Below are 19,550 nucleotides of genomic sequence, written 5' to 3'. Positions count from 1 at the left end.
GCAGACGTGACCGATTACCGGCAAGTGGATGGCCCGCATACCGGCCGGCGAACGTGACCGGCGGGGCGCGGCTGATCAGCCCTTGGCCGCTCAGCCCTTGGCCGCCTTCGCAGCCGCCTTCATCTGCTGCTTGTGCTCCCGTACCCGGACCAGGGAGTCCTCGTCGACGATGTCGGCCACCGAGACGTGCACCCCGTCCCGACCGAACTCGCCGGCCGCCTCCCGCCAGCCTGTCGGCTGAACGCCGTACCGCTTGCCCAGCAGCGCCAGGAAAATCTGCGCCTTCTGCTTGCCGAAGCCGGGCAGCCCGCTGATCCGGGCCAGTGCGGTCGCCCCGTCCGGAGCCTCGGTCCAGATTCGGGCCGGGTCGTTGTCATACCGGTCGACGACGATCCGGCAGACCTGCTGCACCCGGGCAGCCATCGCCTTCGGGAACCGGTGCAGCGCCGGGCGCTGGGCGAAGACCGCGATCAGCTCCTCGGGGTCGTACTCGGCGATGTCGCGGGCGTCCGGCTGGTGCCCCAGCCGCAGACCCAGGTCGTACGGCGCGGAGAAGGCGCGCTCCAGCGGCACCTGCTGATCCAGGACCATCGCGACGACCAGCGCCAGTGGGCTGCGCCGCAGCAATTCGTTGGCGTCCGCTTCGATGGGCAGCGAAAGGCTCATCCGCGTATCCTGCCGGATCGGAGCAGATCGCCCGGCGACGACCCGCCCCGCCGGGCAGGATGGGCCAGGATTAGTCAGGTGACCGGGCAGGATGGCAACGTGACCGACGACATGACCAATTACCCCGCGCTGCTCGACGCGGCCGGGATCGACCAGTTGCGGACCGCGCTGACCGCGGCCCGGTTCACCTCGACCGGGATCGCCGAGCGGTTGGGGCCGCAGGCCACCTCCGCAGTGGCCCGCAACGACCACCGGGAAGCGCTGCGGCGCACCGCCGACGGTGATCCGCTCGCCACCCTGATCCGCCTGTTCGTCTGCGCCCAGACCGAGCCGGCCGACACGGTCGCCGCCGCACTGGCGCCGCTGCCGCTGGCCGACGCGCTCGCCGCCGGGCTGGTGGAGCAGTCACCGGACGGACCCGGACTGCGGCAGGGCGTCGACCTGGAGCCGTACGGCGACGCCTGGTGGGTGATTTCGGACGTGCCGTCGCACCTGCGGGCGGGCCAGCCACTCGCCGCCGATCACGTCCTCGGCGTCGGGGGCTCGTCGACCACCCTGGCCGGTGCGGTGCACCGGCGGTCGGTCGGCGCGGCGCTGGATCTCGGCACCGGCTGCGGCGTACAGGCGCTGCACCTGGCTGGCCACGCCGACCGCGTCACCGCGACCGACCTGTCGGCCCGGGCGCTGCGGTTCGCCGCCACCACCGCCGCGCTCAACGGCCAACGGTGGGAGCTGCTGCACGGTGACCTGACCGCGCCGGTCGCCGGTCGCCGGTTCGACCTCGTGGTCAGCAACCCGCCGTTCGTGGTCGGGCCGGGCACCGCCACCCACACCTACCGCGACTCGGGCCGGATCGGCGACGGAATCTGTGCCGAGCTCGCGGCCGCCGCCCCGGACCTGCTCACCGACGGCGGCACGATGCACTACCTGGCGAACTGGATGCACGTCGCCGGGGAGGACTGGACCGAACGGGTCGCGGGCTGGTTGGCCGGTACCGGGCTGGACGGCTGGGTGATCCAGCGGGAGGTGGCCGACCCGGTCTCCTACGTCAATCTCTGGCTGGCCGACGCCAGCGAGGGCCCGGACGCGCACCGGGCGGCCGCCTGGCTCGACTGGTTCGACGCGCAGAAGGTCGAGGCAGTCGGCTTCGGCCTGGTCACCCTGCGCCGCAGCGGACACGCCGACCCGGTGGTCCGGGTCGAGGAGCTGCGCCAGCAGGTGGCACCGCCGCTGGGCGACCGGGTCGACGAGTGGTTCACCCGGCAGGACTGGCTGCGCGCCCGTGATGCCTCCGGTCTGCTCGACGCCCGCTACCGGGCCGCCGACGGGCTGCGGCTGCAGCAGGAGGCCGGCATCGGCGACGATGGCTGGGCGGTCGACCGGCAGACCGTCACGTTGACCGGTGGGCTGCGCTGGACCGAGGAGATCGATCCGCTGGTGCTGGCGGTGGTCGGCGGGTGCGACGGCCGGTTGCCGATGCGCGAGCAGTTGTCGCTGCTGGCGCTCGCGCACGACGTACCCGAGCAGGAGCTCGCCGACGCCGCCGTGCCGGTCCTGGCCCGGCTGGTCGAACGCGGCATCCTGCTGCCGGAGTAACCGGCGGCGGGTGTGACCGGCTGACCGGCTGACCGGTCTGGCAGGCTGGCCGGTATGCGGGCGGTGGTACAGACGGTCGGTCGGGCCTCGGTGACGGTCGACGGCGAGGTGGTCGCGGCGATCGGCCCCGGCCTGCTGGTGCTGCTCGGGGTGACCCACACCGACACGGGCTCGACCGCCGCCGAGATGGCCCGCAAGGTCTACGAGCTGCGGATCTTCCCGCCGGACCCGGCCGGCGAAGGCTCCGCCGAGCGCTCTGCCGCGCAGCTGGCCGCGCCGGTCCTGGTGGTCAGCCAGTTCACCTTGTACGGCGACGCGCGCCGGGGACGACGGCCGAGCTGGTCCGCCGCCGCCCCGGCGGAGCTGGCCGAGCCGCTGGTCACGGCGGTGGTCGAGGCGCTGGCCGCGCGCGGCGCGACGGTACGCACCGGACGGTTCCGGGCGCACATGCAGGTGGAGAGCGTCAACATCGGACCGCAGACCATCCTTCTGGAACTGTGACGTCACTGTCAGCAACCGCCAAGCGGTGTGCAGCAACGGTCAGGTCCCGAATTCATGCCACCTGGCCCCCGGCTAACCGTGACTTCACGCCCTACCCGGCAAGCTGGTTGTCACCAGCGGCACTCCGCTGCTGGCTCACCACTTGTCGACGCGGGGAGGCGACTGAGAGTGGTCACGCGTACCATCGAAGACGACATCGACACCACCGTCCAGGTCACCACCGACGGTCAGCACGACCTTGACGCCACCGACGACCGCGGCGCTTCGGCCGATCTGGTCCGCGCATACCTGAACGGGATCGGACGCACCAAGCTGCTCACCGCCGTACAGGAGGTGCTGCTGGCCAAGCGGATCGAGGCCGGGCTGTTCGCCGAGGAGAAGCTCGCCGGGCCCGACCGGCTGTCCGCGCAGTTGCGCGCCGACCTGGACGTCGTCGCCGCCGAGGGCCGCGCCGCCAAGGACCACCTGCTGGAGGCGAACCTGCGGCTGGTGGTCAGCATCGCGAAGCGGTACACCGGTCGGGGGATGGCCTTCCTCGACCTGATCCAGGAGGGCAACCTCGGCCTGATCCGGGCCGTCGAGAAGTTCGACTACGCCAAGGGCTACAAGTTCTCCACCTACGCCACCTGGTGGATCCGCCAGGCCATCACCCGTGCCATGGCCGACCAGGCCCGCACCATCCGGATCCCGGTACACATGGTCGAGCAGGTCAACCGGATGGTACGGGCTCGCCGTGACCTGTCGGCGACGCTGGGGCGGGAGCCGACGATCGGCGACATCGCCGCCGCCATGTCGGTGCCCGAATTCCAGGTGATCGAGCTCATCTCCTACGACCGGGAGCCGGTCAGCCTGGACCAGACCGTCGGCGAGGACGGCGAGAGCGCCCTCGGCGACTTCGTCGCCGCCGTCGACCCGCGCGAGCAGGGCGGGGAATCCGCGTCCGAGGGCAAGCTGCGCAACGAGGTGGAGATCGTCCTGTCCACCTTGTCCCAGCGGGAGCAGGCGGTGATCCGGCTGCGGTTCGGGCTGGACGACGGCCGGCAGCGCACCCTCGACGAGGTGGGCCGGGAGTTCGGCCTGTCCCGGGAGCGGATCCGACAGATCGAGAAGGTCACGCTGCTCAAGTTGCGGCATCCGTCGCGGGCGCAGCGGCTGGAGACGTACGCCGGCTGACCGGGGGGGACAGCCGGCGCATCGGGGGCGGCGGCCGGTCGGAGCAGGGGCTCCGACCGGCCGCGCGACGTCAAGACGGTCACCGCCGGCGCGGCCGTCTGGTGCGGTCACAGCCGGCGCGGGCCGGTGTCCGGGCGGGCGTCCGGCGGACCGGCCACGACGCTGGCGTGCAGCACCGCCAGCCCGTCCGGCCGGGCCAGCACCGGGTTGAGCCGTAACCGGTGAACCTGCGGCTGTTCGTCGGCGAGCCGCCCCACCCGTAGCAGCAGATCGACCAGGGCGGCCCGGTCCACTGGGCCGGCTCCCCGATAGCCGGACAGCAGCGGTGCCGCCCGAGGTTCGTCGACCAGCCCGGCCGCGTCCCGGTCGGTCAGCGGCGCGGCCCGCCAGGCCCGGTCACCCAGCAGATCGGTCGCTACGCCGCCCAGCCCGAAACCGACCACCGGGCCGAAGGTGGGGTCGGTGGTCGACTCGACCACGCAGGCAACGCCGGGTGGCACCATCCGTTGGATCAGCACCTGCGCGCCGAACTGGGCCGCGACGTCACGGTACGCCCGTTCCACCGCGTCCACGTTGGCCAGATCGAGCCGTACCGCGCCGAGGTCCAACCGGTGTCGCAGTCCGTCCGCGGCGGCCTTGAGCACGACCGGCAGGCCCAGCCGCAGCGCGGCGGCCACCGCCTGGTCGACCGAGGCGGCCGGGATCGAGTCGACCACCTCGATGCCGTACCCGGCGAGCAGCCCGACCGGGTCGGCCGGGTCGACGGTCAGCGCGGCACCGGCCACAGCCGGGTCGATCCCGGCCAGGTCCGGCACCGTACCGGGCGGCTCGCGCAGCCAGTCGGCGTAGTCGGCGACCCGGGCCAGCGCCCGGACCGACTCCTCCACCGACGGGTAGGTCGGCACTCCGGCCGGCGGCTGGCCGACCAGCAGCGTCGCGACCGTCGGCTTGTCACCGGCGAGTGCGACGCTGGCCAACGCCGAGGTGAAGTCGGCGTCCTCGTCCGCCAACTGGTTGGGCAACGGCGGCGCGAACACCACCACCAGGGCGTCCACGGCGGCATCGACGGCAGCGTCGGCGAGCGCGTCGGCGAACTCGTGCGCGCCGGCTTCGGGCGCAACGGTACGTGGGTAGTCGGCCGCCACGGTGAGCCGCTGCGCCCGGCAGGCCGCCGCAGCCAGCATGGTCAACGCCGACGAGTTGCCGACCACGGCCACCCGCCGGCCCACCGGCAGCGGCTGATTGGCCAGCAGGGTACCGACGTCGAACATCTCCGCGACCGTGTCGACCCGGATCACCCCAGACCGGGCGAACAGCCGGGTCACCGCGGCGGCGTCCGGGCCCAGCTCGACGGGTGCCACCGGGCCGGCGCCGGGGGCCAACGCCACCACCGGCTTGGTGCGCCCGATCCGGCGGGTCAGCCGGGCAAACTTGCGGGGATTGCCGAACGTCTCCAGGTACAGCAGGATCACGTCGGTGCCGGGGTCGTCCTGCCAGTACTGCAGCAGGTCGTTGCCGGAGACGTCGGCCCGGTTGCCGGCCGACACGAACGTCGACAACCCGAGCCCACGCCGGTCCGCCTCGGCGAGCAACGCCACGCCGAGCGCACCGGACTGGCTGAAAAAGCCGACCCGGCCGGCCGGCGGAAGCTGCGGCGCCAGCGTCGCGTTGAGCCGGATCCGAGGGTCGGTGTTGGCCACGCCGAGACAGTTCGGTCCGACCACCCGCAGCCCGGCCACGTGCGCCGTACGGATCAGTTCCCGCTGGGCGGCGGCGCCGGCCGGGCCGGACTCGGCGAAGCCGGCCGAGATGACCACGACGCCGTGGGCGCCGGCGGCGGCGGCGTCGGCGACCACGGCCGGCACCGCGTCCGGCGCCACCGCGACGACCGCCAGGTCGACCGGGTTGCCGGCGTCGGCCGCCCGACGGTGAGCGGGCAGCCCGCCGATGCGGTCCACCGCCGGATGTACCGGGACCACGTCCCCGGTGAACCCGCCGTCGCGCAGATGGCCGAGGACGGCCGCGCCGACCCCCTGGCCGGTGGCGCTGGCGCCGTAGACGGCGACTCCCCGCGGGGTCAGCAGCCGGGCGATCGACCGGGCCTCGGCGCTGTGTTCCCGGCTCCACTGCACCTGCAGGGACGCCTCCGTCGGGGCGATCGGAAAGCTCAGGTGGACCACGCCGTCGGCGTACCGGCGGCGGACCTGGAAGCCGGCGTCGGCGAAGACCCGCAGCATCGGCGCGTTGACCGGCAGCACCTCGGCGACGAACGAGGTGACGCCCTCGGATCGGGCGGCGGCGGCGAGATGCTCCAACAGCACCGAACCGACGCCCCGGCCCTGGTGGGTGTCCTCGACGACGAAGGCGACCTCGGCTTCGGCTGAGCCCGGACCCATCCGGTCGTAGCGGCCGACCGCGAAGATCCGGTCACCGGAGACCACCACGAACGCCTCCCGGTCGTGGTGGTCGACGTTGACGAAGCGCGCCAGGTCGCGGTCGGGGATCCGCGGGTACGGGGAGAAGTACCGCAGGTAGCGGGTGCGGTCGGAGAACCGGGCGTGCATCGCGACGATCGCGTCGGCGTCGTCCGGGCGGATTTGCCGCAGGTGGACGGTGGTGCCGTCGCGCAGCAGCACGTCAGCCGATCGGTCCATGGTCAGTCCCGGGGGTCGTGCGGATCGAGTCCGTGCAGGGGGAAGACGGCCCGGCGGGTCGCCATGATCGCCCGGTCGATCGGGTCCGGGTCACCGGCCGGCTGCCACGGCTGGAAGTTCAGGTCGGCCTCGTCGGTCATCCGCAGCGGGACCTGTCGGCCGGGGCAGCGGGCGGCGGCCAGCTCCCGCCACCGGGGTGGGGTCAGCGTGGCCAGGTCGATCGGCGCGCCGGTGGCGATCGCCAGCAGATGGGTCCAGGCCCGGGGCACCACCTCGACCAGCGCGTACCCGCCGCCACCGGTGGCGACCCAGCGGCCGCCGCAGTGCTCATCGGCGAGGGCCCGCAGCGCCAGGTACGCGGCCCGCTGACCGTCGACGCTGAGCCCCAGGTCGGCCAGCGGGTCGAGCCGGTGCGCGTCCGCCCCGCACTGGGTGACGAGCAGCTGCGGCCGGAAGGCCCGCAGCAGCGACGGCACCACGGCGTGGAACGCGCGCAGCCAGCCCCGGTCGGCGGTGCCGGACGGCAGCGCGACGTTCACCGCACTGCCCTGCGCGCCGGGGCCGCCCACCTCGTCGGGGAATCCGGTGCCGGGGAACAGCGCCAGCGGCGTTTCGTGCAGGCTGACGGTGAGCACCCGCGGGTCGTCGTAGAAGATCTCCTGCACCCCGTCGCCGTGATGCACGTCGATATCAACGTACGCGATGCGTTCGGCGCCGAGGTCCAGCAGCCGGGCGATCGCCACTGCCGGGTCGTTGTAGACGCAGAACCCGGCGGCCCGGCCGGGCATCGCGTGGTGCAGCCCGCCCGAGACATTGACCGCCCGCCGTACGTCGCCGCGCCAGACCGCCTCGGCGGCAGCCATCGTGGCACCGGCGACCAGCGCGCTGGCGTCGTGCATCCCGGCAAACGTCGGATTGTCGGGGGTGCCGAGGCCGTACCCGGAGAAGAACGGGTCGTCGTGCGCGACCCGGACGGCGTCGAGGTAGTCAGCCCGGTGCACCCGGGTGAGCGCCACGTCGTCGGCCGGCTCCGGGGCGCCCAGCCGCACCCCGGGGCGGTCCAGCAGGCCGTACTCGCGGGCCAACGCGATCGTCAGCTCGACCCGTACCGGGTCCAGCGGATGGTCACCGAGGTCGTACGCCAGCAGGCGTTCGTCCCAGACCACCAGCGTCGCGTCGGTACCGCCCGCCGCCCGTGTCTGGTTCGTCCCGTCCGGCAGCTGACTCGTCCCGTCCGACATCTGGCCATCGTCGCACGCACCTGCCGACCCCGTGCCCGGCCGGCAGCAGACCGGGTCAGCCGGGGTCCGCGCCGGTGGCGACCGGTCGGGCCGGGTCGGTGATCCACTCGCTCCACGATCCGGGATACAGCGCCGCATCGGTGCGGCCAACGCGGTGCAGGGCGAGCACCGTGTGCGCGGCGGTCACCCCCGACCCGCAGTACGCCGCGACCGGGTCCTGCGGGCGCAGCCCGGCACCGGTGAACCGGTCCCGCAGCGTCCCGGCGTCGCGCAGCAGCCCGGCATCGTCGAGGTGCAGCGTGGTCGGCAGGTTGACCGCGCCGGGGATGTGCCCGGCCACCGGGTCGACCGGCTCATGCTCGCCCCGGTACCGGGCGTCTACGCGGACGTCGATCAGCAGCCCACCCTGCCGGGGTAGCCGGCCGGCGGCGGCGGCGTCGAGCACCGGCATACCTCCCGGGCGTACGGTCACGTCGCCGGGCGGCGGTGCCGGCACGTCGGCGGTGACCGGTCGGCCGGCCGCCAGCCAGGCGGGGTAGCCGCCATCAAGCATCCAGGTCGGCCGGTGCCCGGCCCAGCGCAGCGTCCACCAGGCGCGGGCGGCGGCGAGACCGTCGCCACCGTCGTAGACGACGACCGGCCACCCGGCGCGCACCCCGGCTCGGCGCAACGTCCGCTGCAGCGGTGCCGGGTCGGGCAGCGGGTGCCGGCCACCGGCGCCCGGTGGGCCGCACAGGTCGGCGTCCAGGTCGACGAAGACCGCGCCGGGCAGGTGGGCGGCGACGTAGTCGTCGCGGCCCGGCGGGCCGACGAGCCGCCAGCGCACGTCCAGCAGGGTCGGCGGTCGCCCACCGGCCAGCGCGGCGGCGAGTTCGGTGACGGCGACGGTAGGGTCTGCGGTATCGAACACCATCCCAGTCAACACCATGCGGGGCTACTCCTGTCCCTTGCCGATCATCCGTTCCGGCTGGTTATCGGTGCTGCAAGGTAGGATTGAACACTGGAGGGCAGCTGACCGTGAATGATCTTGTCGATACCACAGAGATGTATTTGCGCACCATACTTGAGCTCGAGGAAGAGTCGGTGCCGCCGCTGCGTGCCAGGATCGCCGAGCGGCTGCACCAGAGCGGCCCCACCGTCAGCCAGACGGTCGCCCGGATGGAGCGCGACGGGCTGCTCACCATCGAGGACGACCGAAACTTACGACTCACCGAGCTGGGCCGGGCCCAAGCGGTCTCGGTGATGCGTAAGCACCGGCTCGCCGAGCTGCTGCTGGTCAACGTCATCGGCATGCCCTACGAGGAGGCCCACGAGGAGGCCTGCCGTTGGGAGCACGTGATGAGCGACGCGGTCGAGAAGAAGGTCTACGACCTGCTCAACCGGCCGACCCGGTCGCCGTACGGCAACCCGATCCCCGGCCTGGACGCGCTGGGTGACGGACCGACAAAGCTGACCAATCCGGACATCGGCCCGGACACCGAGCGCAATCTGGCGTTCCCCGGCCTGACCGGCACGGTCGTGGTCCGCCGGATCTGCGAGAGCGTGCAGACCAACGCCGACGTGCTCCGCCAGTTGCACGCCGCCGGGGTGGACCCAGGGGCGACGGTCACCGTCGCGCAGGAACGCGACGGGGTGACCATCGACCGGTCCGGCGACAAGATCCACCTGCCGCGCGAGGTCGCGTCCCGGGTGTTCGTCGCGGCCGCCGACCACGGTCGGTCGCTGGCCGGCGCGGCCGCCTGAGCAACCGGCGCTCCGCCGGTCGGCGCGACCGCCCTGGGCGCGACCCGGCCGGCGGTGCCCCGGCACGGCCGGCCGGTCACTTCTTGCGGTTGTCGTGCACCACCCGGGCCAGCTCGACCATCTTTGGCGCCAGCTCCACGGCGGACAGTTCGTCGTCACCGGGGGCGAACGTCCAGCGCAGGCTGATCAGTTTCGGGTCCCCGGTGATCCAGTTGACCTCCAGCGCCGCCCCGTACCCAGTGTCGGGGTCCGGCTTGACCGGGATCCAGTAGGCGGCCTTGCCGAGATCCTTGATCTCCTTGGCACCGACCGGGGCGACGTCGTCGGCGAAGACCGACGCGCTCGCCCTGGTGTCCGAGATGGAGACCATCAGGTCCGGCAGTGGCTCCTCGGCCGGCCGCAGCACGCACGACTGCGTCTTGTCGTGCTTGTTGGCCGCCGCCACCTCGAACCGGAACCCGACGGTCTGCTCGACCACGTCGAAGTCGAACACCCGGCATGCCCCGCCGGACTCGGCAGCCGGCGGACGGGGCACCTCCGGGTACGGCTCGACCGGGCTCGGCGACGGACTGGCCTGGGCCGGATCGTCCGGGGCAGGGTTCTCGGTGGCCACCGCCCGGTCGGAGCAGCCGGCGGCGAACAGCAGCAGGATCAGCCCGGCGCCGGACAGGCGCAACCGAACGCCCACAGTGACCTCCCACGGTCAGGCCGGCCGAAAAAGGCGGATTGTTCGTCGCACACCGTACGGGTTCCGCCGCCGCCGCGAAAGCCCGCCACCCGCACCGACCGCGCCGCGTAGGAATTCCCCGGAATCACCCCAAATACGGGCAGTGCCGGCAACCCTGGCCACAGCAGGTGCCCCGGTGGGCCAGGAACGCCGCGGTCAGCACGAACAGCCCGGTGCCCGGATCCAGGTAACCGGCCTCGCCGGCGTCGAGCGCTGCCGCGTGTGCGGCCAGCACCGCCGCCCGGTGCGGGTTGTCGGCCGGCAGCCGCGCCAAATGCGGTTCAGTGAGCGGGCGGTCCGCCAGCGGCAGACGCCGCCCCCGCTGCCGTGCCATGCCGGTGACCTTACGCAGGCCGCCGGTGTGGTAACACTCGTGGGTCCCACCCGCACCCGCCTGACCGAATGGACCGCCGATGACCGCGTACGCCCTGCTGATCCACCCGTCGGCGAACCGGGTGTACGCCGAGTCGGCGGTCGGGCTGGCCGCCGCTGAGCTGACCGTCTTCGGCGACAGAGCTCTCGACGGCCGGCTCGCCGACATCACGATCACCACGATCGGCGGGCTGCCGTACGTCACCTTCACCGGTGTCGATCTGACCGACCGGGACCTGTCCGTGCTGGCCAACCTGTCCGCCCGGTACGCGTTCTTCGCCCGCGACGGCGACCTGCTGCGGCCACTGGAGGTGACCGGCCGGGACCGCTTCGACAGCGACCTGATCACCATCCCGAAGTACGCCGGCAAGACCAATGAGCAGTTCACCAGACTGCTGTTGAACGTGACCGCGCTGGCCACGACCGACCGGGCCGGTGCCGCTGGGACCGGCGGGACCAGCGGGACCGCCGTTACCGTCGGAGCGGCGGCCGGGCCGCTCGGCCCGGACTCGCCGCCGCTGCGGGTCCTCGATCCGATGTGCGGCCGGGGCACCACGCTCAACCAGGCGATGATGTACGGCTGGCACGCCGCCGGGGTGGAGATCGACGGCAAGGACTTCGAGGTGTACGCCAACTTCATCCGTACCTGGTTGAAGCACAAGCGGCTCAAGCACTCGGCCGAGATCACCCCGGTGCGGCGCAACCGGGCCGTACTGGGCCGACGGCTGGCGGTCACCCTGGCGGCCAGCAAGGACGACCACCGGGCCGGGCGAATCGTCGACCTGACGATGGTGCACGCGGACACCCGCCGCAGCCGGCAGGTGTTCCGGGCCGGCAGCTTCGACGCGATCGTCACCGACGCGCCGTACGGGGTGCAGCACGGCACCCGCGGTCAAGCGGGCCGGTTGACCCGCGATCCGTTGGGTCTGCTGGCTGAGGCGTTGCCGGAGTGGGTGGCCCTGCTGCGCCCCGGCGGGGCGCTCGGTATCTCCTGGAACACCCTGGTCGCCGCCCGCGACGATCTGGCCGCGCTGCTGGTCAAGGCGGGCCTGGAAGTGGCCGACGGTCCGGGGTACGGCGGCTTCGCCCATCGGGTCGACCAGGCGATCGTCCGGGACCTGATCGTGGCCCAAAGAGCCTGACAAACGCAGATTACTGACACGATCGACAGTTCGTCAAAAACGGACAACACGATCGACAATGTGACCAGCATCACACTTTGATATTGACCGATCTCTTCATTGCTCCGCCACTCCTTGATACTTTCTGAATAGCGCATGCCGGCAAGCAGATACGCGCACCACAGGAATCACCATCCGACAATGTGTCGGCTCAGCAGAACACCGTATATCCAGCATCCGATGCCAGTGCCACAAAAACGTCGACCGGTGACCCACGGGGGGATTATCGTGACCTTCGAGCTGTGGAATCCCACTACCTACGATGCACTGCGGCGTCAACTCATCCCGTCGTTCGACCTGTTGTACGACAGCGCGTCCAGCGCGGTACAGATGTCGGTGCCGGGCCACGCACGGATCCTGGATCTGGGCGCAGGGACCGGGCTGCTCAGCGCAGCGCTGATCGCCCGCATCCCCGAAGCAACGATCACTCTCGTAGACCATTCCGAGCGGATGCTCGCACAGGCAAAACAACGGTTCAACAGTGCTCATCAAGTCAGTTTTTCCGTTCAGGGACTGATGGATCCGCTGCCGACAGGACCATACGACGCAGTTGTTTCCGGCCTAGCTATCCACCACCTCGAGCATCACGAAAAACAAACGCTGTTCGGTCGCCTACCCGGCATTTTGCGGCCGGGTGGGATCTTCGTCAACGTCGAGCAGGTCCTCGCGCCCACACCGCGACTGGAGCAGATGTACGACCGGCAGCACGAAGACCACGTACACGCCGCCGGAACGCCTGCCGACGAATGGGCGGCCGGCCGCGAACGGATGAAGCACGACATCTGCATCGACGTCGAAACTCAACTCGGCTGGCTCCGCGCCGCCGGCTTCGACACCGTGGACTGTCTGACCAAGGACTGGCGATTCGCCACCTACGCCGGGTGGCTGGCGTCGTGACCGCTGCCGGGCTCTACCAGGCCGTCCGCGAGGTGGCCAGCCGTCGACCCGAGGCCGTGGCGGTACGCACCACCGGCGGTGCGTTTGTGACGTACCGCGAACTCGTCGAGACGACCGACCGGGTCGCCGCCGGCCTCCCCGCGCACGGCGTCGCGGCTGGCGACACCGTCGCCGTGGTGCTGCGCAACAGCATCGGGTACGTCTGCCTGATCCTGGCGGTGGCCCGGCTCGGTGCCCGCTACGTACCGCTGATGGCGAACTTCGACGACGCCGGGGTGCGGACCGCTCTCGACCGGGCACGCCCCGCCCTGCTGGTCACCGACGGGCACCGCCGGATCCCCGCCGACGGCCCGGCCACTGTCGACCTCGACACGCTGACCGCCGCGACGCCCCGGCCAGAGCCCACCACGCAGCCCACCGCGGACTCCACCGCCTCGGCGGCCACCGCCATCTTTCGGCTACTGTGGACCTCCGGTTCGACCGGCTTCCCGAAGATGATGGCCTGGCGGCAGGACCGCTTCGTCGCCGAACGGCGCCGCTGGCTGGCCGACACCGGGATCCGTCCCGACGACGTCTTCTTCTGCCGTCACACCCTCGACGTGGCACACGCCACCGACCTGCACGTGTTCGCGGCACTGCTGTCCGGCGCGCAACTGGTGCTCGCCGACCCGCACGCGCCGACCGGCACGCTGCTGACCCAACTAGCCGCCCACCAGGCGACCGTGACCAGCGCCCTGCCGCAGCACTACGCCGACCTGGTCGCCGCCGCCCGGCGCCAGGGCCGGTTCCCGCTGCCGGCGCTGCGCCGCCCGCTGTGCGGTGGTGCCTATCTCAGCCCGACGATCGTCCGGGACGCCGCCGACGTGCTCGGCGTACACATCCGGCAGATCTACGGCTCGACCGAGTTCGGCCTGGCGCTGGGCAACATGGACGACGTACCGCAGACCGACACCGCCATGGTCCCGGTCCGTGGCGTCGGCACCCGGCTGGAAGCCTTCGTGCCCGGCCACCCCGACGTCGGGGAACTGGTCCTCTACTCGGACTGCACCAGCGAGGGGTACGTCGACGCACCGCAAGCCAACGCCCGTACCTTCCGCCGGCCCGAGTTCTGGACCGGGGACGTTGCCGAACGCAACCCACAGGGCGGCTACCGGATCCTGGGCCGGGTGTCCGAGACGCTGGCCACCCCCGCCGGGCCGCTGCCGGCGCCAGTGCTCGACACCGAACTCGGCGCGGCCGAGGCAGTGGCACAGGCCGTCAGTCTGGCCGTGCACCCCGGCGACTACCGCGACGCGGTCGCCGTGGCCGTCGCCCCGGCAGACGGGCACTCCGACGACGAGGCCGTCAAGGCCGTCGAGGAACTGCTCGCCCGGTACGGGCTGACCGGTTCAGTGCACCTCGTCGCCGCGATGCCCCGTACCCCGGTCGGCAAGATCGACAAACCGTTGCTCCGCACGCGACTCGGGTTGGCCGGGGGCAGCCGATGACCCGGCACCTGGACCGCGGTCACGGACCGGCCCTGGTCACGCGCGGTCACGGACCGGCCCTGGTCATTGTGCCCGGGCTGGCCGCCACCGCCGAGTTCTTCTCCGCCGCGGTGGCCCGGCTCGCCACCCGGCACCGGGTGGTGGTCGTCGAACTGCCCGGACACGGCGACAACGCCACAGCCGACCGGCCGGCCAGCCTCACCCGCGCCGCCGAGGACCTGCACACCACCATCGAAGAGCTTGACCTGACCGAGGTCACCCTGCTGGGCTGGTCGCTCGGCGCGACCGTGGCCTACGGCTACCTGGAGCAGTTCGGGGCTGCCCGGATCCGGGCCCTGGTGTCGGTCGAGCAGACCCCACGGCTGCTGCGCGACCATGACTGGCCGTACGCCGCCTTCGGCAACCTCGACGCCGCCGGGGCCGACGCCGTCCTGGCCAGCGTGACCGACGACTACCCCGCCTTCGCAGCCGGGCTGGTCCGCGGCTCGTTCGCCGCCGGCACCGACCCCGACCCGACGACGCTGGCCGGCCTCATCGACGAGACCCGCCGGTGCGGCCCGGACGCCGTACGGGCGCTGCTCGCCGAGGCACTCACCGTGGACTGGCGTGACCGGCTGCGCCGGATCAGCGTACCGACGCTGCTCGTCCACGGAGCGCACAGCCAGGTCTACCCCGGCGACGTCGGCGGGTGGCTGCGCTCGGCGATACCGGCGTCCCGGCTGGAGGTGTTCACCGGCAGCGGCCATCTGCCGTTCGTCGAGGAACCTGACCGGTTCGCGGAACTCGTGTCGACCTTCGTCGACCACCCGGTGGCCACCTGAGCCATCCGCCCGGGACCCAGCCGACGCGGACCCACCGGCCGAGGACCCGCACCACACCGCAAGGGAGAGGGCATTGACCGATCGCACGGCCGCGCCCAGTACGGCGCGGCGCCTCAGCTGGATCTACCCCGACCGGGGCACCGCCTGGCTACGGCAGGCCGAGCAGGACGCGGTCTGGGGGCCGTACCAGGAAATCGCCGCCGACCTGGGCCTGGAGTTCACGGTGAACAAGCCCGAGGAGGTCGCGGTCGACGCGACCGACCCGGGCCAGCCCAGAGTCTGGCTCAACGGTGAGCCGGTCACCCCGGCCAACACCATCTTCGTCACCTCGCTTTACTCCCTGCCGCACCAGACCCAGGACGTGTGCAACCAGGTGTTCCTGTTCACCATCCTGGAACGGCTCGGCTTCTACCTGCCGATCCCACCAGCACTGTCCTACATCGGCGAGGACAAGCTGGCCAGCGTGGTGCACCTGGCCGGCAGTCCGATCCCGCTGCTGCCGACGATCCGGGTGGGCAGTGGTCGAGAGGCGATGGTCGGCCGCAGCGACGCCGCGCTCGCCGCGCTGCCGTTCCCGTTGATCGTCAAACCCGCCTACTGGGGCATGGGCCTGGGCATCTCGGTGGTACACAACATGAACGACCTGAAAGGTCTTATCGGACTCGCCGGTGGCTCGGACACCGCGTTGGTCGCCCAGCCCTACCTCAAGGTGGTACGCGAACAGCGGGTGTATGTCGTCGACGGGCAGGCACACACCGTGCTGTACGGCTACAAGGACGGCTACTGCCTGGCAGTCACCAAGGCCAGCGGCGGCCGGCACGAACGCGGCTACTCGGCTCTGCCGCCGGAGCTCGCCGGCACCGTCGCCTACGTCGCCGGACGGCTACCCACGCCGTACTTCACTCTGGACTTCCTCTTCGACGGCGAGCGGCACTGGGTGTCGGAGATCGAACTCGACGGCGCGGTCGCGTTCAACGGCATTCCCGAGCAGGACGCCGCCGCCCGGGCGATCGTGCGGGCCCGGTTCGAGGCGTACCTGGCCGGATTCGCCCGGTGGCACGCCGCTGGTGACGACCAGCCGCGTCGGCGGCCGGGATGATCGGCGCGGTGCCCTGGGACGCGCTGCGCGACCAGGCCCGACGTAACGCCGCCGCCGGTGCCCCGGCCGTGCCGGACACCGCCGCCGGACTCGCCGACCTACCGGTCACCGGACCGGACGAGATCTTCGCCGTCTCGCACGCGGTGACCCGGCGGACCGGTGCGCTACTGCTGTCCAGCGGCGGCACCACCGGGCAGCCCAAGCTCACCTACGTGGCGTACCACCAGGCCATCGACCGGCTGCTGCAGCAGTGGCGACCGCTGGTCGGCGGTGACCTCCTGCTCAACCTGTTCACCCCCGGCCGGCTGTGGGCGTCGCACTACTACATGCAGGAGCTGGCCGGACGGTGCGGCGCCGACGTGGCACCGTTCGGTCCGATCACCCCCGAGGAGGTCGACGGCTGGCTGCCGACCCTGCGTCGGCTCGGCGTCAACGCGGTCGCCGGCACCCCGACGGCCCTGGCCGACCTGGCCCGGGGCGTACTCGACGCGGGCGCGGCCACCCCGATCGCAAAAATCATCTGGATGGCCGAGCCGTGGACCGAGGAGAAGGCGACCATCGTGCGGAAGGCGTTCCCGCAGGTCCAGCTATGGGGCAACTACGGCTCGGTCGAAACGTACGTCATCGCCACGAACACCCCGGCCTGCGACCCCTCGGTGCTGCACCTGATGCCCGACCAGGTGCTCGAGCTCGACGACGCCGGCGCCCTGCTGTCCAGAGTGGGTGGCGGCTGGACGGTGCCGACCGTGCGGTACCGGCTCGGCGACCGGGTCGCGGCGGCGGCCTGCGGCTGCGGCCGGCCGGACGCGCTGCGGGTGCTGGGCCGCGCCGACGACGCCATCAAGCTGCACGGCGCGCTGGTCGGCATCGGTACGGTGCTGGACATCGTCCGCGCCGCACCAGGGGTACGCGACGCACAGCTGCTGCTGCGGCGGGCCGTCGGCGAGCGCCACTCGGTCAGCGCGGTGACCGTGCACTACACCGGAGACGCCGACCCGGCGGCGGTACGCACCCGGCTGCTGCACCAGTTCTACGATCTGGGCGTCGTCGCCCGGCACCATCCCACAGCGGTCGCTGTCGAGCAGGTGCCGCGGCTGCGCCGGGTGGACCGCACCAACAAGATCCCCCCGATGATCTGGCTGGAGCCGACCGGATGACGACCGTGAGCGAGCCAAAGCTGCTGGCCAGACTGCGCGGCAACCCGTGGGCGGTGCTGGCCGTCCTGTCGTTGGCGTACTTCCTCACCCAGCTCGACGTGGCGGTGCTCGCCGTCGCGGTGCCGAGCATCATGGCCGATCTCGACGCGTCGGCCGACCAGGTGGTGTGGTCGCTGAGCGCCTACATCTTCCTGCTGGCGATGGCCCTGATCACCGCCGGCCGGCTCGGTGACCTCTACGGTCGGCGGCGGATCTTCCTGCTCGGGGTCGCCGTCTTCACCGTCGCCAGTGTCGCGGCGGGCCTGGCCCAGGAGCCCGGCCAGCTGATCGCTGCCCGTGCGGTGCAGGGCCTCGGCGCGGCGCTACTCACCCCGCAGACCCTCGCCCTGCTGATGGAGGCGTTTCCCCCGGACCGCCGGGGCACGGCGTTCGGCATCCGGGGGGCGGTCGGCGGGATCGCCGCGATCAGCGGACCGGCCGCCGGCGGGGTGCTGGTCAGCACCCTCGACTGGCGGTGGATCTTCTGGCTGAATCTGCCGCTCGGGTTGCTGATGCTCGTGGTCGGCCGGCTCGTGCTGCCCGAGGTCGCGCAACGCGTCCGCCGCCGGCTCGACGTGCCCGGGGTGGTGCTGGCCTCGGCGGCGTTGTTCTGCCTGGCGTTCGGCATCAGCCAGGGCGAACGGTACGGCTGGAACGCCGGCATCTGGACGACGCTCGGCGTGTCCGGGCTGTTCGTGGTGGCCTTCCTCGCCCAGCAGCGCCGCCGCCAGGACCGGGAGCCGCTGGTGCCGTTCGCGCTGTTCCGGCGGCGCAACTTCCCGCTGATGAACGGCTTCTCGCTGACCACCTCCGGCACCGTCATCGGCCTGGTGCTGGTGCTGTCGCTGTACTTCCAGCAGGTGCTCGGCCTCGACGCGTGGGCCGCCGGGCTGATGATCGTGCCGGCGTCACTGTTCTCCACCCTGCTCGACCCGGTGGCCGGCAAACTCGCCGACCGGGTCCAGGGCCGCTACCTGCTGCTGGTCGGGGCGGCGGCCACTGTCGCCGGCATGGCGTGGGCGGCGATCGAGATGCGCGACGGTGCGACGTGGACGGCGTTCGTCGCCCCGATGTGCGTCATCGGTGTCGGCAACGCGTTCCTGTTCACCCCGCTGGCGGTGGTCGCGTTGTCCGACGTCGAACAGCAGCAGGCCGGCGCCGCGTCCGGGGTGCTGATCACCTCGTTGCAGATCGGTTCGATGCTGGGTGCCGCAGCCGTCGGCACCCTGCTGCACAGTCAGATCGGCGAGGTCGTCACCGTCGGGGCGGCCCGCGCGGCGATGCTGCTGCTGGCCGGGGTGGCCGTGCTGGGCGGTATCTCCTGCCTGGTCGCCGGCCCGAACCTGACCAGGACGACATCGAAACCGTGACGGCGGTCGTCCCCGACCATGAACCGTTCGACCGTCGCTGCCGGCCAGCGACGGGATCAGCTCGAGGGAACCGTCACTGTCGTCACATCGGCCCTGGGACAACCATGTGGGTTCCCTCGGCGGCAGGACAGTGACCGGTGCCCTCGTCTCCCGCCACTATAAACATATAGCGCACAGGGGGTCTTGCGGCAAGACCCGGGTCGTCGCGCACAATCGCGTTCCTACGCCAGTTCTCCGGCATTTACCGGCCGCTGGACGCTGCGTTTCTTCCGCCGACCCGAGAATGGAGCTGATCGAGGTGCGCCCGCTGACCACCAGCGCTTTCGATCTCCCCGACCGGCTGCACGCCAAGGCCGACCCGAAACTGATCGCCGACGACGAGCGGCATTTCTCGGCCGTCGCGCACCGCCTCGACCAACTGGCCACCGACCTTTCGGAGCGGCTAGACGCGGCCCGTAAGGCACCGGCCGGCGGGGGCCGGCGGGCGGTGGACCGCGACCAGGAGGTCCGCCGGCTCACCGTACGGCTGGGGGCGCTGCGCCGGTTCGGCCTCGACCTGTGCCTCGGCCGGATGGTCCCCGACGCCGGTGGCGGCACCGACGACCGTTCAGACCCGGTGTACGTCGGACGGCAGGGGCTGACCGACGACGCCGGCCGCCAACTGCTGCTCGACTGGCGCTCCCCCGCCGCCGAGCCGTTCTTCGGCGCCACCCACGCCGACCCGATGGGCCTAGCCAGCCGTCGGCGTTACCGGTGGACGATGGGCGTGGGATTACCGTGCGGTCGAGGCGCAGGCGCGTTGCGACGGGAATCGTCTGCGACCGAA

17 protein-coding genes and 1 pseudogene are annotated in these 19,550 nt (G+C 71.9%); 12 read left to right on the top strand and 6 right to left on the bottom strand.

All coding sequences use genetic code 11. From position 1 onward, the window contains the following. Positions 1–90: 90 nt before the first annotated feature. Positions 91–666, bottom strand: a complete 576-nt coding sequence (locus ACFHW1_RS21100; RefSeq protein ID WP_416615961.1) for an HhH-GPD-type base excision DNA repair protein — start codon at positions 664–666, stop codon at positions 91–93. 111 nt (positions 667–777) lie between these two features. Between ACFHW1_RS21100 and ACFHW1_RS21095 the strand changes: the two genes are divergently transcribed. The 3 genes from ACFHW1_RS21095 (at position 778) to sigB (ending at position 3,936) form a co-directional block, all read left to right on the top strand. After that, entirely contained in the window at positions 778–2,262 is a 1,485-nt protein-coding gene (locus ACFHW1_RS21095) for a methyltransferase (RefSeq protein ID WP_416555770.1), read from the top strand. Positions 2,263–2,316: 54 nt separating this feature from the next. Beyond that, positions 2,317–2,763 (top strand): D-aminoacyl-tRNA deacylase, encoded by a 447-nt coding sequence (dtd, locus tag ACFHW1_RS21090; protein WP_416555744.1) that lies wholly within the window; start codon positions 2,317–2,319, stop codon positions 2,761–2,763. Positions 2,764–2,958: 195 nt separating this feature from the next. Continuing rightward, the gene (gene sigB / locus ACFHW1_RS21085) at positions 2,959–3,936 is read left to right on the top strand and encodes an RNA polymerase sigma factor SigB (RefSeq protein ID WP_416568411.1); all 978 of its coding nucleotides are present in this window, start codon (positions 2,959–2,961) and stop codon (positions 3,934–3,936) included. Between the two features lie 107 nt (positions 3,937–4,043). Here sigB and ACFHW1_RS21080 read toward each other — a convergent pair whose 3' ends face one another. From ACFHW1_RS21080 to ACFHW1_RS21070, 3 genes are read right to left on the bottom strand one after another with little or no spacing between them, the layout of a single operon-like run. Further along, positions 4,044–6,590 (bottom strand): GNAT family N-acetyltransferase, encoded by a 2,547-nt coding sequence (locus ACFHW1_RS21080; RefSeq protein WP_416555745.1) that lies wholly within the window; start codon positions 6,588–6,590, stop codon positions 4,044–4,046. Between the two features lie 2 nt (positions 6,591–6,592). Then, positions 6,593–7,831, bottom strand: coding sequence for an acetoin utilization protein AcuC (locus tag ACFHW1_RS21075; RefSeq protein ID WP_416615960.1), 1,239 nt, complete (start codon positions 7,829–7,831; stop codon positions 6,593–6,595). A gap of 55 nt (positions 7,832–7,886) precedes the next feature. Next, positions 7,887–8,741: a sulfurtransferase gene (locus tag ACFHW1_RS21070; protein WP_416555747.1), complete on the bottom strand. Its 855-nt coding sequence runs from the start codon at positions 8,739–8,741 to the stop codon at positions 7,887–7,889. A 107-nt stretch (positions 8,742–8,848) separates the two neighbouring features. Here ACFHW1_RS21070 and ACFHW1_RS21065 point away from each other — a divergent pair, with 107 nt between their 5' ends. Then, positions 8,849–9,574 carry a metal-dependent transcriptional regulator gene (locus ACFHW1_RS21065; protein ID WP_416555748.1) on the top strand — a complete coding sequence of 242 codons (726 nt, stop codon included), beginning with the start codon at positions 8,849–8,851 and terminating at the stop codon, positions 9,572–9,574. Positions 9,575–9,650: 76 nt separating this feature from the next. On the opposite strand, the gene ACFHW1_RS21060 is transcribed toward ACFHW1_RS21065, so the two are convergent. Both ACFHW1_RS21060 and ACFHW1_RS21055 read right to left on the bottom strand, forming a co-directional pair. Then, on the bottom strand, positions 9,651–10,262 hold the full coding sequence (locus tag ACFHW1_RS21060) for a hypothetical protein (RefSeq protein WP_416555749.1): 612 nt from the start codon (positions 10,260–10,262) through the stop codon (positions 9,651–9,653). A 124-nt stretch (positions 10,263–10,386) separates the two neighbouring features. Next, entirely contained in the window at positions 10,387–10,635 is a 249-nt protein-coding gene (locus tag ACFHW1_RS21055) for a DUF5522 domain-containing protein (protein WP_416615959.1), read from the bottom strand. 79 nt (positions 10,636–10,714) lie between these two features. On the opposite strand from ACFHW1_RS21055, the gene ACFHW1_RS21050 reads away from it, so the two are divergent. From ACFHW1_RS21050 to ACFHW1_RS21015, 8 genes and pseudogenes are all read left to right on the top strand, one after another. Continuing rightward, a complete protein-coding gene (locus tag ACFHW1_RS21050; RefSeq protein ID WP_416590813.1) occupies positions 10,715–11,815 on the top strand; it encodes a TRM11 family SAM-dependent methyltransferase in 1,101 nt (366 codons plus the stop codon). 267 nt (positions 11,816–12,082) lie between these two features. After that, the gene (locus ACFHW1_RS21045) at positions 12,083–12,751 is read left to right on the top strand and encodes a class I SAM-dependent methyltransferase (protein WP_416615958.1); all 669 of its coding nucleotides are present in this window, start codon (positions 12,083–12,085) and stop codon (positions 12,749–12,751) included. Beyond that, entirely contained in the window at positions 12,748–14,238 is a 1,491-nt protein-coding gene (locus tag ACFHW1_RS21040) for a class I adenylate-forming enzyme family protein (RefSeq protein ID WP_416615957.1), read from the top strand. Before ACFHW1_RS21045 ends, ACFHW1_RS21040 begins: the two co-directional genes overlap by 4 nt. Then, positions 14,235–15,059 (top strand): alpha/beta fold hydrolase, encoded by an 825-nt coding sequence (locus tag ACFHW1_RS21035; protein ID WP_416615956.1) that lies wholly within the window; start codon positions 14,235–14,237, stop codon positions 15,057–15,059. Before ACFHW1_RS21040 ends, ACFHW1_RS21035 begins: the two co-directional genes overlap by 4 nt. A 73-nt stretch (positions 15,060–15,132) precedes the next feature. Continuing rightward, complete coding sequence (locus ACFHW1_RS21030; RefSeq protein WP_416615955.1) at positions 15,133–16,158, top strand: ATP-grasp domain-containing protein; 1,026 nt, start codon at positions 15,133–15,135, stop codon at positions 16,156–16,158. Continuing rightward, complete coding sequence (locus ACFHW1_RS21025) at positions 16,155–17,315, top strand: AMP-binding protein (RefSeq protein ID WP_282229991.1); 1,161 nt, start codon at positions 16,155–16,157, stop codon at positions 17,313–17,315. Before ACFHW1_RS21030 ends, ACFHW1_RS21025 begins: the two co-directional genes overlap by 4 nt. Further along, on the top strand, positions 17,312–18,724 hold the full coding sequence (locus ACFHW1_RS21020) for an MFS transporter (RefSeq protein ID WP_416615954.1): 1,413 nt from the start codon (positions 17,312–17,314) through the stop codon (positions 18,722–18,724). Before ACFHW1_RS21025 ends, ACFHW1_RS21020 begins: the two co-directional genes overlap by 4 nt. Before the next feature lie 283 nt (positions 18,725–19,007). Then, a pseudogene (locus ACFHW1_RS21015) lies at positions 19,008–19,550 on the top strand (hypothetical protein); the annotation flags it as partial.

The organism is Micromonospora sp. LOL_014 (assembly GCF_048060245.1).
In the GTDB taxonomy this organism is placed as follows: domain Bacteria; phylum Actinomycetota; class Actinomycetes; order Mycobacteriales; family Micromonosporaceae; genus Micromonospora_E.
Note: the sequence above shows the minus strand (reverse complement) of the source record. Positions and strands in the feature narration are given on the sequence as shown.

Coding starts and splice junctions, on each gene's coding strand:
- ACFHW1_RS21020 (WP_416615954.1), top strand. CDS start 17,312: ATGACGACCGTGAGCGAGCCAAAGCTGCTGGCCAGACTGCGCGGCAAC.
- ACFHW1_RS21035 (WP_416615956.1), top strand. CDS start 14,235: ATGACCCGGCACCTGGACCGCGGTCACGGACCGGCCCTGGTCACGCGC.
- dtd (WP_416555744.1), top strand. CDS start 2,317: ATGCGGGCGGTGGTACAGACGGTCGGTCGGGCCTCGGTGACGGTCGAC.
- ACFHW1_RS21050 (WP_416590813.1), top strand. CDS start 10,715: ATGACCGCGTACGCCCTGCTGATCCACCCGTCGGCGAACCGGGTGTAC.
- ACFHW1_RS21100 (WP_416615961.1), bottom strand. CDS start 666: ATGAGCCTTTCGCTGCCCATCGAAGCGGACGCCAACGAATTGCTGCGG.
- ACFHW1_RS21025 (WP_282229991.1), top strand. CDS start 16,155: ATGATCGGCGCGGTGCCCTGGGACGCGCTGCGCGACCAGGCCCGACGT.
- ACFHW1_RS21080 (WP_416555745.1), bottom strand. CDS start 6,590: ATGGACCGATCGGCTGACGTGCTGCTGCGCGACGGCACCACCGTCCAC.
- ACFHW1_RS21075 (WP_416615960.1), bottom strand. CDS start 7,831: ATGTCGGACGGGACGAGTCAGCTGCCGGACGGGACGAACCAGACACGG.
- ACFHW1_RS21095 (WP_416555770.1), top strand. CDS start 778: ATGACCAATTACCCCGCGCTGCTCGACGCGGCCGGGATCGACCAGTTG.
- ACFHW1_RS21055 (WP_416615959.1), bottom strand. CDS start 10,635: ATGGCACGGCAGCGGGGGCGGCGTCTGCCGCTGGCGGACCGCCCGCTC.